Genomic DNA, 14440 nt, shown 5'->3' with positions numbered 1-14440 from the left:
ACCACCCTCCCGGCACCCGGCCCTTCCCTTCCGCCGACGCCCCATGATGGGGTGTCACCGATGGAGCACCCGCCCCCACCGCCGCGCCAGTGCTGGCTGCACCCCGCCGTGGCACCCGGCCCGTCACCGATCGCCGGCACCGGCCTGTTCGCCTCGGCCCCGGTACCGGCCGGCACCCCGGTCTCCCGGCTCGGCGGGCGCCTGGTCTCCACGGCGGAACTGCACGGACTGTTCGCCGAGGCCGCCACCCGGCCGGACCCGGCCTACATCGACACCATCTCGGTGACCGAAACACTCCACCTGGTCATGCCGCCGGGCGCCCCCAACCACTACGGCAACCACAGCTGCGACCCCAACCTGTGGTGGGCCGGCGACTACACCCTCACCGCCCGCCGCGACATTCCCGCGGGCGCCGAAGTCACCCTGGACTACGGCACGGTCAGCACCGCACCAGGATTCCGCCTGGTCTGCGCGTGCGGCTCAGGACCGCTGTGCCGCGGCGTGATCACCGACGAGGACTGGCGCCGCCCGGAACTGCGGCGACGGTACGGCGGCCACTGGATCCCCGCACACGCCGACCGGATCGCGCGTGAGCGCCGAACGAGCCACGGCCGCCCGCCGCCGCACGGCTGACAGCAGCCGCGCCCCCGCGCTCGCGTCCCACGCGCCCCGCGCACGCCCCTTAAGGTGCCGTGCCATGACTCCCGCGCACCCCGCACCTGCCGGTGCACGCGCCTCCCTGCCGCCGGCACTGTCCCGCCGCGGGTTCCTCCAGGCCGCGGCGACGGCCGGGGCCGTGGCCCTCGCAGGACCGGCCGCCGCCGCGACCCGGCCCGCCGCCGGCACCACCACGACGCTCACGTTCACCACCGCGACCAACGGCGCGGCCGCGCTCGCCCCGGCCGGCGACCGCATCGTCGCCGAGATCCAGGGCGTCCTGTGGTCCGTCCCCCGCGACGGCGGTCCCGCGACCGCGCTCACCGACCCCGAACTCGAACCGACCCGCCCGCACTGGTCACCCGACGGCTCCGCGCTGGCCTTCAGCGCCTACCACGACGGCGTCCACCACATCTGGACGGTGCGCCCCGACGGGACCGGACTGCGCCGCCTGACGGACGGACCGTTCGACGACCGGGCCCCGAGCTGGTCACCCGACGGCACCCGCATCGCCTTCTGCTCCGAACGCGGCGGCGACATCACCGACCGCGCGCCCTACCGCGTCTGGACCCTCGATGTCCGCAGCGGCGCCCTCACCCGCCTCACCGGCAACCCGGGCCAGGAGGGCCCCTACCAAAGCGGCGACTGGGAGGACTTCGACCCGGCCTGGTCCCCCGACGGGCAGCGCGTCCTCTTCGTCCGCGCCCCCGCCACCGCCCCCGGCGAACTCCGCGCCCGCACCATCGCCTCCGTGCGCGCCGACGGCACGGGCCCGGTGGGCACCGAGCACACCGACCCGGCGGAAGGGCAGATCATGGCGCCCGCCGTCTCGCCCGCGGGACGCATTGCCTACCTGCGCACCACCCCGGCGCCCAGCGCGTCCTGCACGCTCGTGGTCGACGGCGCGCCCGTCCCGATCCCCGGCGACGTCCACCCCGCCCCCGTGCGCTGGACCACCGACGACACCCTGCTGCTCACCGTCGACGGCACCTTCCGGATCCTGCGCCCGGACGCCCCGCACGACGCCCGCACCATCCCCTTCACCGCCGCCCTCCCCGTCACCCGCCCCCGCTACCGCGACAAGCGGTACGACTTCGACGACGGCGGACGCCACCGCGTCCGCGGCCTGCACCAGCCCGCCCTCTCCCCGGACGGCCGGCACGTCGCGTTCGCCGCGCTCAACTCGCTCTGGACCGCCCCAGTTCACGGCCGCGAACGACCAAGGCGTGTGCTGGCGGCCCCGCCCACCGGCTACCTCCTCGCGCCCTCCTGGACCCCGGACGGCCGCTCGCTGATCTACGCCGACGACAGGGACGGCTCGTTCACCGTACGCCGCCGCGACCTGCGCTCCGGCCGCGAGACCGTCCTGGCCACCGGCGGCCGGGTGTTTCCCGCGCTCTCCCCGGACGGACACCGCCTGGCCGCCCTCACCATGGCCGGCGACCTGACCGTGCGCGACCTCGGCACGGGCGAGGAACGCGTCCTGGCCCCACCGCTCACCGGCGGCGGGCTCCCCGGCCCCCCGAGCTGGTCCCCGGACGGCCGGCACATCGCCCTGTGCGACCGCAACCGCCTGAACAACCGCTTCCGCGAAGGCCACCACCTCATCCGCGTCATCGACACCCGCGACGGCGGCTCGGCGCTCCACTCCATCGCACCGCACGCGTCCCTGTCCGACCGCTACGCCTCGGGACCGGTCTGGTCGCCCGACGGCCGCTGGATGGCGGTGATCGCCGAATCCGCCCTGTGGCTGCTGCCCGTGCGGCCCGACGGCACCCCCGACGGCCCGGCGCGCCGGCTCACCCGCGAGGCCGCCGACCACCCCTCGTGGTCCGCGGACTCCCGCACCCTGCTCTACCTCTCCGGTGGTTCCCTCCGGCTCATCGCCGCCGAAGGCGGCGATCCGGTCGACATCCCCGTCCGGCTCCACCACACACGCCCCCGCGCCGCCGACATCGTCGTGCACGCCGGGCGCCTGTGGGACGGCACGGGCGAGCACGTCGAGCGAGACGTCGACATCATCGTCCGCGACGGCCGCGTCGCCGCAGTCGAACGCCACCGGGCCGGCCGCCGCGCGGAACGCCACCTCGACGCCTCGGCCCGCACCGTCGTGCCCGGCCTGTGGGACGCCCACGTGCACCCCTGGCAGTCGACCTACGGCGGCCGGCAGACCGCCCTCCAGCTCGCCTACGGCATCACCACGAACGTGTCGCTGGGCGGCTTCGCACACGAGCAGGCCCGCATCCGCGAAGCCGTCGCCGCCGGCGAACTCGTCGGCCCCCGGCTGCTGACCACCGGCGAACTGCTCGACGGCGCCCGGGTCGCCTACAGCATGGGCCGCGCCCACCGCACCCCCGAGGGACTGCGCCGCTCCCTGTCCCGGGCCGCCGACCTCGACTGGGACTTCGTGAAGACCTACGTCCGCGCCCCCTACTGGATCATGCGGGAGGCGGCGGACTTCGCCCACCAGCGCCTCGGGGTCCGGGCCGGCAGCCACTTCTGCTCCCCGGGCGTCCAGTCCGGACAGGACCTGACCACCCACCTCCAGGCCACCAACCGCCGGGAATCAGGCACCGCGACCTCCGCCACCGGCCGGGTGGGGCAGGACGTGACCGAGATCTACACGGCCACCGACTTCCACCTCGTCGCCACGCCGTTCACCGCCCTGCCGCTCCTCGGCGCCGACCCCGGCCTCGCCGACGACCCGCGGGTCACCGCCCTGATGCCCGCGTGGGACACCGATCTCGTCCGCGAGCGGGCGGGCCGGCCGCCGACCGCGGGCGAACTGGCCACCCTGGACACGGAAACAGCCGTCTACCGCCGGATCCTGGAGCGCGGCGCACTGGTCGCCCTCGGCACCGACCAGCCGCTCGTCCCCGTCGGCCTGCACCTCCACCTCGGCCTGCGCGCCCTCCACCGCGCCGGTCTCACCCCGGCCGCGGCGCTGCGCACGGCCACCGCGATCCCGGCCCGCGTGTTCGGGGCCGACGCCGACCTCGGCACCCTGGAACCGGGCAAACTCGCCGACCTGACCGTCGTGGACGGCGACCCGTTCACCGACTTCGCCTCCCTGACGCGCACGGTGACGGCGGTGCGCGGCGGACACGTCCACCACCGGGACGACCTGGTGCGCGCGTTCACCGAGGAGGGCGGGAGGGCGGGCACCGGCCCGGCGCTCCCCGGCACGGCCGGCCCCGAGCACTGGCACGAGGTGGCGGAGCGCATGCGCCGCGACGGCTGCTGCGTGCCATGACCGCGCCCCGCGTGTGCCGCCGCACGACGGCACACGCGGCCCCGGCGGTCAGCTCCTGAGGAACGCGAGCAGGTCCGCGTTGAACTGCTCCTTGAAGCCCGGCACGCTGGCCAGCCCGTGCGGCGCCCCCTGGTACACCTTCAACGTCGCGTCCGGGATGATCTCGGCCGACCTGCGGCCCGCCGCGTCGATCGGGACGATCTGGTCGTCGTCCCCGTGGATGACGAGTGCGGGAATGTCGAACTTCTTCAGGTCCTCGGTGAAGTCCGTCTCCGAGAAGGCCCGCACGCAGTCGAGCGCGCCCTTGATGCCCAGCTGCATGCCCATCAGCCAGAAGGCGTCCTTGTTCCCCTGGGTGACCTTGTTGCCGGGCCGGTTCGCGCCGAAGAACGTCTCGCTCAGGTCCCGCCAGAACTGCGACCGCTCCGCGCGGACCCCTTCGCGGATCGAGTCGAACACGTCGATCGGGGTGCCGTCCGGATTCGCGGGCGTCTTGAGCATCAGCGGCGGCACGGACGCGAGCAGGACGGCCTTGGCGACGCGCGAGGTGCCGTGGCGGCCGATGTACCGCGCCACCTCGCCGCCACCGGTCGAGTGGCCGACGAGGGTCACGTCGCGCAGGTCGAGGGCTTCCATCACCTGGGCCAGGTCGTCGGCGTAGGTGTCCATGTCGTTGCCGTACCACGTCTGGGCCGAACGCCCGTGCCCGCGGCGATCGTGCGCGATACCGCGGAAGCCGTTTTCCGCCACCACGTCCATCTGGTCGTCCCAGACGTCGGCGTTGAGCGGCCAGCCGTGGCTGAAGACCACGGGCGGGCCGTCGCCTCCCCAGTCCTTGTAGAAGATCACCGCGCCGTCGCGGGTGGTGACGAAACCCATGAGAAGCCTCCGGTCGGCAACTGTCGAGCAGTGAAGAAGTGCAAACAGCACCATATGCATTTTCCGTGACAATTCACCCACGGTGGCGTGCGGACCGGTGCGGCGTGTCCCCACACCGGCACGCCCGCCGCCGGCACCACCGGACGCGCGGGCCGGGCGGGGGAGAGGCCCGCCCACACACCTCCGCGCGCACCCGGCTCCACACGGCGCGCGATGCGCAACACCGGCGCCAAACAACGTTCTTCACGCTCTGGTGACCGCAAGCACCGAGACAGATGCTGTGGGTGGTGGAGGGGTGACCGTCATCCACTCCACGGCCCACCTAAGGAGAACAGGGATGCGACTCACGCCCCGCACACCCACCGCACACCGCGCCCGGCGCGCCCCCGCGCCCCCCACCGCCCGCACCGCGGCCCGCCGCACCGGCACGGGCGACGCCGCGTGAGCGCCCCCCCAGTCGCGGTCCTCGGAGCCGGACGCATGGGCGGCGCCATGGCCCGGGCGCTCGTCGGAGCCGGCCACCCCACCACCGTGTGGAACCGCACCCCGGAGAGGACCCGCCCCCTGGTCGCCGCGGGCGCGGTCGCCGCGGACACCCCGGCCGCCGCTGCCGCCGCGGCACCCCTCGTCATCCTGTGCGTCACCGACGACGACGCGGCCCGCGCGGTCCTCACCGACGCCGCTCCGGCGCTCCGGGGGCGCACCCTGGTCAACGTCACCACCAGCACCCCCGAGCAGGCCCGCGCCGCCGCCGCGCTGGCCACGTCGTACGGCGCCGACTACCTGGCCGCCCCCGCCATGGCCGATTACCGCACCATCGGCCGCCCCGAGACCCACATCATGTACTCGGGGCAGCGGGAGGCGTACGACCGGCACGAAGACACGCTCCACGCCCTGGGCAAGGCCGCCCGGTACGTCGGCGCCGACCCCGGACTCGCGCCGCTGTTCGAGCTGGCGATGATGAGTCTCTTCTTCGAGGTGTGGACCGGCTACCTGCACGTCCTGGCCCTCATGCGGCACGAGGGAGTGCCGGCCCGCGACTTCGCCCCGGCCGCGGCCCGTACCTTCGGGGAGATCCCCCACCTGCTGCCGTTGATCGCCCAGCAGGTCGACACCGGCGACCACGACCCCGCCGCCTACGGCGGCGTCGCCGAACAGGCGGCGTTCACGGACACCGTCATCGAACTGCGGCGCACCCGCGGCATCGACACCACACGGCTCGAACACCTCAGGGCCCTGATGGAACGGGGCATCACCGAGGGCAAGGGGGAACAGGGCATGTCCGCGCTCTTCGAAACCCTCCTGGCGGCGCCCCCGGGAACCTGACCCCCCGCACCCCGCGGGCCCTCACACCGGCCACCGGCCGGGACGCGGCGGGCACCGGAAGGCCAACGGCCTCCGGCGCCCGCCGCGTTCACGTGCGCCTCCCGGCCGCCGGGCGCACTCCGGCGGTCCCAAGGGGCAAGGAAACGGCGCCCGAGCTCCACATCCACGCACCCACACGGGATTGACTCCCCGAAACGCGCGACCGGCCCGCGAACCGGCGGCGGTTCCCACGCGTCCGCGCAGGCGCCTGGGGTTATGGCACGGAGGCTCGCACGGCCAGACTCGTGCGCAGGGTCCGCCGACCGGGCGCGACCCCGGCGGACAAGGAGCAGTATGGGCACTGGCGCGGCAATCCCACTGGCGGACAAGTCGATTCCCTTCCTCGGGCACGCCTTGCCCCTCCTCCGCGACCCGCTGGGCTTCATGTCCTCCCTGCCCGACCACGGAAGCCTCGTGACCATGCGCATGGGGCCGCTCTCCGTGGTCATGGTCTGCGACCCCGAACTCGCCCGCCAAGTCCTCCTCGACGACCGCACCTACGACATGGGCGGCCCCGTCTTCGACCGCGCCAGGGAATCCGTCGGCGGCGGACTCGGCACCTGCCCCCACAGCGAACACCGCCGCCAGCGCCGGCTGTGCCAGCCCGCGTTCCACCGCAGCCGCATGCCCGCCTACGCCACCGTCATGTCCTCGGCCTGCGACGCCATGACCACCACCTGGCAGGACGGCCAGACCATCGACCTCAGCGCCGAGGCCGCGGCCATGGCCCTGCGCGTCAACGTCGAGTCGATGTTCGCCACCGCCCTGCCCCGAGTCGCCCAGGACGTCGCGGACGACTTCGTCGCCCTCTCCCGCAGCGTCTTCTGGCGCATCATCATGCCGCCACTGATCAACCGCCTGCCCACCCCCGTCAACCGGCGCTACTTCCGGGCCCGCAAACGCCTGTTCCACACCGTCGGCCAGATCATCGCAGCCCGCCGCCAGGACACCACCGACCACGGCGACCTGCTGTCCTCACTCATGAGCGCCCAGGACCCCGACAGCGAAGCCGGCAGCCGCGGCCTGAGCGACCGCGAAATCACCGAACAAGTCCTGACCTTCTTCTTCGCCGGCGCCGAAACCACCGCGGCCACCCTCGCCTGGGCCCTCTACCAGGTCAGCAGGCACCCCCACATCGAACAGCGGCTCCAAGCCGAAGTCGACGAAGTCGTCGGAGACGGCCCCGCCACCCACGACCACCTGCCCCGCCTCCCGCTGACCGAACGCGTCATCACCGAGACCCTGCGCCTCTACGCCCCCGCATGGCTCGGCAGCCGCATCGTCGCCCACGACACCGAACTCGGCGGCTACCACCTGCCCGCCGGCACCCAGATGGTCTGGAGCCCCTACCTCATCCACCGGCGTCCCGACATCTACAAGAACGTGGACGGCTTCGACCCCGACCGCTGGCTGCACACCAAAGCCGAACGGGAGGCCTACTTCCCATTCGGCGCCGGAGCCCGCAAGTGCATCGCCGACCGCTTCGCGCTCAACACCGCGATCCTCTCCCTCGCCACGATCTCCGCCCGCTGGACCCTCAGGCCGGTCACGGACGAGCCGTTCAAACCCGTCGTCCGCACCCTGCTGGTCCCGCACGGCCTGCGGATGCGCCTCGCACCGCGCGCCCGCGTCACCGCGTAGCACACCCCCGCGCACCCCCGCCCGGCCCGAAGCCGCCACCTCAGCCCGCAGAGGCGCCGGGCGGGTCGGCGGACAGCGCGGCGAGCCGCTCGTGCAACGCCCGAAGCGCCCCCGGGCGACCCCCGGGCACCGCGCGGCGCAACGGCTCCAACTCGTCGGCGAGCAGCCGCGCGGCGGACACGTCCACAACCCGCAACCAGCAGTGATGAGCCTGATCCACCGCCCGCACCACGTCAGCGGAGTCCGCGGCCTCCCCGGCGGCCAGCCGCGCCGCCGCCACCCGGATCCACCCGGCCGTGGCCCGCTGCGGCTGCCCGGCCAGCCAGGCGATGTCGGCCTGCACCTCCAGCCAGTGCACCGCCTCGGGCGACCGCGGCCCACCCGCCCGCAACGCGGCCTGCTCGCACGCCGCGGCCAACGCCGCCGCCTCCGCGAAACGCCCCGCCCTCGCCGCCGCGCGCACCGGCCCGTGCGGGTCCGCGCCCGCCGACTCAACCGGCGCAGCCGGCACCCCGGCAGGCGCACCCAGGTCCAAAAACGGCGCGCCCACCACATCCGGATGCCCCAGGACCGCCCGGTGCACCTCCTCAACCGGCGGGCGCGCCGCCACAGAACGCAACACCGCCGCGAGCACCCGCGCGTACCTGGGCCGTACCGACTGCCGACGCCGCGGCGGCGGAGCGAGCGCGCCCAACACCCCCAGACCCGCGACCCCTCCGCCAAGACAGCCCGGCTGCTCCCACACCGCGCCGTCCGCCACCAGGTCCGCGATCACCGTCGTCGAGCCACCCGGCCGCCCCGCGAGTTCGGCCGCGAGCCACGACCACGGCATGCCGTCATAGCGCACGGTCCGCGGCGTGCTGCGCGCCAGCGCCAGATGCGGCGTCCGCCTCCTGTCGAGCATCACCTGCCCGACGACGACCACCAGCACCGGCCCCGGATGCCGCGCCGCCGTCCGCAGCGCCGCCAGCACCACATGCGGGTCCAGCGGATACTCCAACTGCACCACGCTTCCCGTCCTCGCTCCCGTCAGAACACCCGGCGGAACAGCGGCCAGCGCAGGCAGCACGCCCTCCACATCCACCAGAGCCCCACGGGCCGGTGCCGCCGCGAGCAGCAGCGCATACCCCGCGGGCGCCAAGTCCTCCGACAGCTCACCCCTGTTGATCCCCATGCCCGCACGGTAACCGGCCCGCGGCCCACCGGGCGCCCCAGCCCCGCACACGCGCCCCCCGGCACCCCGAATCCCCCACCCCGCCGAGGAAAAGCCCCGACCGAGCACAGAACCACGCGCCCCCCGCCCCGCCCCGGCCGCACCCCGCACGACGCCACCGACCACACGGCACGGGACACGGGGGCGCCGGGCACCCGACCGGAGAAGGAAGGCACCCGGCGACCGGCCCTTGCCGGGCCCGCAGCACCCTCCGGCTCAGCGCGTGACCACATGCCGCTCGTTCGGGACGCAATGCGTCATCGTGAGCCCCTCCACGTCGCGCGGCGGATTGTCCCCCAGCCTCGCCAGCCGCCGCTCGTCCTCCTCCGTGAGAGTCTGGGAAGCCAAGGGCGCCAAGCCACGCACATCATCCGGCGTAATACCGAGCCCCTCACCGACCCGCAACCCGAGGTCGTTCTCAACCAGCAGGAAGTGCCACACCATCCGCTCCTGCACCGCCCGCTCGCACTGGGAGAGCAACGACACCATGTTGTGCACCAGGTCGTCCCGCTCCCACTCCTCCATCAGCAGATAACGCTGACCCGCCTGCTGATAGTCATTCGTCCGGGGGATCCGCTTGCGGGTCACCCGTCCGCGGATCTCGGGCCCCTCGTCGTCGGTCGTGCTGTACGTGGCCTCCCGGAGACCGCCCAGAAGGGAAGGCTCATAGTTGACCTCCGGATTCTCGCCCGAATCATCCACCCCGACCGCCATCTGGCCGTCACGCTGATTCGTGCGCACCGGAGCGCCCTTCGCCGCGTTCACCGGCAGCTGGAGATAGTTCGCGCCCACACGGTAGCGCTGGGTGTCGCTGTAGGAGAACGTGCGCCCGACCAGCATCTTGTCGTCGGAGAAGTCCAGCCCGTCCACGAGCACACCCGTGCCGAACGCGATCTGCTCGTTCTCCGCGAAGTAATTCGACACCGTCCGATCCAGGACCATGCGGCCCACAGGGTGGGGCGGGAACTCCTGCTCCGGCCACACCTTGGTGTCGTCGAGCGGATCGAAAGCCAGCTCCGGGTGCTCGTGGTCATCCATCATCTGCACGAGCAGCTCCCACTCGGGGTGATCGCCCCGGCGGATCGCCCCGTACAGGTCCTTCGTCGCATGCCCCAGCTCACCCGCCTGAATGGCCGCCGCGTCCTCCTCCGTCATGGAACGCACGCCCTGCTTGGGCATCCAGTGGTACTTGACGAGCTTCGTCTCGCCCCGCCCATTGACCCACTTGTACGTGTTCACACCAAAACCCTGCATGTGCCGGTAGTCCGCAGGAATCCCCCGCGGACTGAACAGATTGACCAGCATGTGCATGCTCTCGGGAGTCTGCGACATGAAATCGAAGATCCGGCCCGGCTTCTGTTCATGCGAGACAGGATCGGGCTTCAAAGAGTGAATCACGTCGGGAAACTTGATCGCGTCGCGAATGAAGAACACCGCGAGATTGTTGCCGACCAGATCCCAGTTCCCCTCCTCGGTATAGAACTTCACCGCGAAACCCCGCGGATCCCGCGCCGTCTCGGCCGAGTCCCGCCCGCCGATGACCGTCGAAAAGCGCACGGCGACCTCGGTCCGCTTGCCGCGCCCCTGGAACAGCTTCGCCCGGGTGAAACGGTCGATGGGCTCCTCACCCCAGGCGCCGTAGGACTCGAAGTACCCGTAGGCCGTGACCCCCCGCGCATGCACCACCCGCTCGGGCACCCGCTCCCGGTCGAAATGACTGATCTTCTCCAGGAACTGGTAGTTCTCCAGCGTCGCCGGGCCCCGAGCCCCCACCGTCCGCTGATTCTGGTTGTCGTACACCGGATGGCCCTGCCGGTTGGTCAGCACCTTCCGCTCGTCACTCGGCTCCGGTCCCTTGCTGGACACATCTGTCATGCTGCGGCTCCTCGCCTCACCACACGCGCGGACGTTCCCCCCCTCCCATGGCTACCGCACCCGCGGCGACCCCGCCACCGGAGCTGCGCCCCAGCGCCCCTCCGATGGCGGAAGCAGCACTACTCGAAGTCGCACCCCGGATTGGGCGCGTCATTGGCCAGCGGAGCACCATGCGGCAGCACGTACAACGCGTACAGAACGAGCGGCTCCGACCCCTCGTTGCGGCCGAAGTGCACCGCATCGGGCCCGTGGCCCTCCTCAATGGCACTCCCGGCCGGGTACACCCCGTCCGACGCGCACGTCGCGTCGTAATGACTGAGGGTGCCCCGCGCGATGTAACCCCGCACGGGACCATCGTGATAGTGCCACCCGGTGGCCTGCCCAGGCGGAATGGTCAGCTCACGGAGAATGTAGTCCGTACCCCCCACGGTCCGCTGCGCGATCACGGTGCCCGTGACCCCCGGCCCCGGCGGCGTCGCGTGCGCGCTGCCGCCCGGCAGAGACAGGGCGGCGACAGCCGCCGCGATCAGACCGCCGCGAACCAGGGCACGCCGATATCCGCGCATGGCGCAACGCCTCCTTCAGTGAACGAACGAGAAGGACGGGACCGCCGACGCGGCACCGCCGGGTCATTCCTACCGGCCGCGGACCCCGCGCGACAGTACGCCCCACGCCCGCCCGGCCGCCCCGCGAGGGCGGAACGGCCGGGCAGACCAGTGATCACTCGTAGGGGATGCGGACGAAAGACCGGTTCCCTGTCCCCAGGAGCGAGGACGCGCCACCGATCGCGTTCCACACCTCGACCCTGACCCGGCCACCCGCCAGATCACCGTGACTACCAGTGGCCGAACGCAGCCCCCGCGCCTGGGTGTAGTGCTCCCAGCCGGGGACCGGGTCGGTCGCGAAATACGTGTACGTCTCGACACGTTCCCAACTGCCGTCCCCGGTCCTGTCGTAGGAAACGCGCACCTGCTGCCCATTGGCGATCGCGGTGCCCGCATCCACGAAAAGATCAAAAGCAGTGGCGCCACCATTCCAAGCACCGGTGACATTCGACGCCGTGAACGTCTGCGGCTGATGCGGCACACCGTCGTAATTCGCACCGCCCGCGGACGCCACGGACACGGACGACCCCGCGCCACCCGCCGCGCCCAGCACGCCGCCCTCACGCAGATACAACGGTGCACCCGGCCCCGGCTCGGTGCCACCGCCGCCGCGCGTCCACACCGCGACGTAGTCGACCAGCATGGGACGGCCCGGCACCGTGGACGCCGTCGGAGTGGCATGCCCCGCGACCCCGTCGGGAAAAGCGCCGCCCATGGCCACGTTGAGCAGAATGAAGTACCCCGCATGCTCCGTCATGTTGGCCCACGTGGTGGCATCGAGCTGATTCTGCGCCACGCTGTGGTAGAGCTGCCCGTCGACGTACCAGCGGAGCTGGTTGGGCGACACCGAGCGGTCCCACTCGAAGCTGTACGTGTGGAACGCGGACTGGCACGTGCTGCCCGGACACGGGCGGCTGGCCCCCAGCCCGTTGCTCTCGTTGCAGGGCCCGCCGGGCGCCGTACCGCAATGCAGCACGCCCCACACCGAGTTGATGCCATTGACGTTCTCCATCACGTCGAACTCGCCGATGCCCGGCCAGTTCCAGTAATTGCCGCGGTACGGCGACCCCAGCGCCCAGAACGCCGGCCAGTAGCCCAGGGCGGCGGCACCGGTTACGTTCGGCACCTGGAGGCGGCTCTCCATCCGCAGCACCCCGCCCGCCGGCGCCTTGAAATCCGCCCGGCGGGTCTCGATACGGCCCGACGTCCAGTTGCCCGCGGCGTCGCGCAACGGGGTGATGCGCAGATTACCCGTACCATCAAGGCTGAGATTGGCCGGAGAATCGGTGTACGTCTGCACCTCGCCCGTGCCCCAGGCATCCGGCCCGCCCGGATACGAACGACCAATATCGATCTGCCAGTTGGCGGACGAGGGCAGCGAACCCGACGGACCGGTGAAATCATCGCTCCACTGAAGTGTCCAACCGGGAAGAGACGGCACCGCGCCACGTGCGGGCGGCGCCGCGAGCAGCGCGGCAACCAGACCAAGCAGCACGACAAACGCGGTGGCAAGCGGCGTAACTCTCCGCAAAGCCGCGGATCCGGACATGAATGAGCGCCTTCCTGCCGACGAAAAGGTGCGGGAACGGCCCGGCGCACGACGCGCCGCACCGGAATGAGAGCGCTCTCACCGGATTTGTAGCCCCAGGCACCCACCACGTCAATCCCCACCGCAGCACCCCGAACACCGGGCCAGGCCGCCGCCCGCCGACGGCAGCCCCACCCGGCCGGGCACCTCAGCCCGAACCACCCGCGAAAGCACCCGTGGAGTCCTCACCCGTCTCCCACCAGACGCCGAGACGCTGACGGGCCAGACGCCAGCCGGCCTCCGTCCGGACGAACTCCCAATCGTACGGACCGCCCATTGCGTAGGGCGAGGTGCGCATACCGGGTTCAGGAACGGCGACAAACCACATGTAACCGATGCCACCGGCCCGGTCGCCGCGCACATCGAAAGCCACATTCAGAATGTGATGCTGCATGAAGGCATACCCGGCCTCCGCCTCCATCACAGTGCGGCGAATGGCGTCCCTGCCACGCACCTCCTGCCACGGCCCGAACTCCAGGACCGCGTCCGGCGCCCAGTTCTCGATCCAGGTGTCCCAGTCCCTGAGATCCAACGCGCGCCAGCCCCGGACCAGCAACGCCCGCAGGTCCCGCTCGTCCTCCAACGCGCGCACCCGGTCCAAAAGCGCGGCCGTCGCGGCGGCGTTCACTGGGCCCCCGCAGCCGGGCGAACGATGATCTCGTTGACATCGACCTCCGCAGGCTGGGCGACAGCGTAGGCGATGGCATCAGCGATCGCGGACGCCGGCAGCGCCACCGCGCGGTAGGCGAGCATGGCCTCCCGCGCGTTCTGATCGGTAATGCTGTCCGCCAGCTCCGACTCGGTCACCCCAGGAGACACCAGCGTGACACGGATATCGCCCGCCGACTCCTGGCGCAACCCCTCGGAGATCGCGCGCACCGCGAACTTCGTCGCGCAGTACACGGCGGCTGTCGGCACGACCTCGTGGGCCCCGATCGAGGCGACGTTGACCAGATGCCCACCCCCCTGCCGCCGCATACGCGGCAGCACAGCGGCGATCCCATGCAGCACCCCGCGCACATTGACGTCGATCATGCGATCCCACTCCTCGGTCAACAGCGCCTCCATGGGCGACAGCGGCATCACCCCGGCGTTGTTCACCAGCACGTCGACCCGGTGGCCCCCGGCCGACGCCGCAGCCACAAAGGCACGCATGTCGGCGGCGTCCGTGACATCCAGACGCCGGTACCCGACCTGCCCGCCCGCCGCACGGATCTCCTCCGCCAGCCGCTCCAGACGCTCTCCACGCCGGGCACCGAGGAAGACCCGGTGGCCGTCAGCCGCGAGACGCCGGGCCGTCGCCTCACCGATCCCGCTGCTGGCGCCCGTTATCAGAACGTTCTTGATGTCGCTCGTGAATGTCA

The 14440-nt window shown here is 72.1% G+C and carries 11 protein-coding genes; 4 read left to right on the top strand and 7 right to left on the bottom strand.

The annotated features are described in order from the left end of the window. The first annotated feature begins 60 nt into the window (after positions 1-60). The gene (locus LC193_RS00055; RefSeq protein ID WP_226069929.1) at positions 61-633 is read left to right on the top strand and encodes an SET domain-containing protein; all 573 of its coding nucleotides are present in this window, start codon (positions 61-63) and stop codon (positions 631-633) included. A 64-nt stretch (positions 634-697) separates the two neighbouring features. Next, positions 698-3910 carry an amidohydrolase family protein gene (locus LC193_RS00050; protein WP_226069927.1) on the top strand — a complete coding sequence of 1071 codons (3213 nt, stop codon included), beginning with the start codon at positions 698-700 and terminating at the stop codon, positions 3908-3910. Positions 3911-3958: 48 nt separating this feature from the next. On the opposite strand, the gene LC193_RS00045 is transcribed toward LC193_RS00050, so the two are convergent. Then, entirely contained in the window at positions 3959-4789 is an 831-nt protein-coding gene (locus tag LC193_RS00045) for an alpha/beta fold hydrolase (RefSeq protein WP_226069925.1), read from the bottom strand. Between the two features lie 441 nt (positions 4790-5230). Between LC193_RS00045 and LC193_RS00040 the strand changes: the two genes are divergently transcribed. Both LC193_RS00040 and LC193_RS00035 read left to right on the top strand, forming a co-directional pair. Then, the gene (locus LC193_RS00040) at positions 5231-6115 is read left to right on the top strand and encodes an NAD(P)-dependent oxidoreductase (protein WP_226069923.1); all 885 of its coding nucleotides are present in this window, start codon (positions 5231-5233) and stop codon (positions 6113-6115) included. A 333-nt stretch (positions 6116-6448) separates the two neighbouring features. Continuing rightward, positions 6449-7795 (top strand): cytochrome P450, encoded by a 1347-nt coding sequence (locus LC193_RS00035; RefSeq protein WP_226069921.1) that lies wholly within the window; start codon positions 6449-6451, stop codon positions 7793-7795. A 40-nt stretch (positions 7796-7835) separates the two neighbouring features. On the opposite strand, the gene LC193_RS00030 is transcribed toward LC193_RS00035, so the two are convergent. The 6 genes from LC193_RS00030 to LC193_RS00005 form a co-directional block, all read right to left on the bottom strand. Beyond that, entirely contained in the window at positions 7836-8969 is a 1134-nt protein-coding gene (locus tag LC193_RS00030; protein WP_226069919.1) for a hypothetical protein, read from the bottom strand. A 255-nt stretch (positions 8970-9224) separates the two neighbouring features. Next, positions 9225-10883 (bottom strand): catalase, encoded by a 1659-nt coding sequence (locus LC193_RS00025; RefSeq protein WP_226069917.1) that lies wholly within the window; start codon positions 10881-10883, stop codon positions 9225-9227. A 119-nt stretch (positions 10884-11002) separates the two neighbouring features. Further along, a complete protein-coding gene (locus LC193_RS00020) occupies positions 11003-11449 on the bottom strand; it encodes a cupin domain-containing protein (RefSeq protein WP_226069915.1) in 447 nt (148 codons plus the stop codon). A gap of 154 nt (positions 11450-11603) precedes the next feature. Further along, entirely contained in the window at positions 11604-13037 is a 1434-nt protein-coding gene (locus LC193_RS00015) for a glycoside hydrolase family 16 protein (RefSeq protein WP_226069913.1), read from the bottom strand. Between the two features lie 187 nt (positions 13038-13224). Beyond that, entirely contained in the window at positions 13225-13704 is a 480-nt protein-coding gene (locus tag LC193_RS00010; RefSeq protein ID WP_226069911.1) for a nuclear transport factor 2 family protein, read from the bottom strand. Next, entirely contained in the window at positions 13701-14423 is a 723-nt protein-coding gene (locus tag LC193_RS00005) for an SDR family oxidoreductase (RefSeq protein WP_226078416.1), read from the bottom strand. Before LC193_RS00005 ends, LC193_RS00010 begins: the two co-directional genes overlap by 4 nt. Between the last annotated feature and the right edge of the window lie 17 nt (positions 14424-14440).

This window comes from Streptomyces marincola (genome assembly GCF_020410765.1).
GTDB classification, from domain to species: Bacteria; Actinomycetota; Actinomycetes; order Streptomycetales; family Streptomycetaceae; genus Streptomyces; species Streptomyces marincola.
Note: the sequence above shows the minus strand (reverse complement) of the source record. Positions and strands in the feature narration are given on the sequence as shown.

Coding starts and splice junctions, on each gene's coding strand:
- LC193_RS00030 (WP_226069919.1), bottom strand. CDS start 8,969: ATGGGGATCAACAGGGGTGAGCTGTCGGAGGACTTGGCGCCCGCGGGG.
- LC193_RS00015 (WP_226069913.1), bottom strand. CDS start 13,037: ATGTCCGGATCCGCGGCTTTGCGGAGAGTTACGCCGCTTGCCACCGCG.
- LC193_RS00050 (WP_226069927.1), top strand. CDS start 698: ATGACTCCCGCGCACCCCGCACCTGCCGGTGCACGCGCCTCCCTGCCG.
- LC193_RS00025 (WP_226069917.1), bottom strand. CDS start 10,883: ATGACAGATGTGTCCAGCAAGGGACCGGAGCCGAGTGACGAGCGGAAG.
- LC193_RS00045 (WP_226069925.1), bottom strand. CDS start 4,789: ATGGGTTTCGTCACCACCCGCGACGGCGCGGTGATCTTCTACAAGGAC.
- LC193_RS00055 (WP_226069929.1), top strand. CDS start 61: ATGGAGCACCCGCCCCCACCGCCGCGCCAGTGCTGGCTGCACCCCGCC.
- LC193_RS00020 (WP_226069915.1), bottom strand. CDS start 11,449: ATGCGCGGATATCGGCGTGCCCTGGTTCGCGGCGGTCTGATCGCGGCG.
- LC193_RS00035 (WP_226069921.1), top strand. CDS start 6,449: ATGGGCACTGGCGCGGCAATCCCACTGGCGGACAAGTCGATTCCCTTC.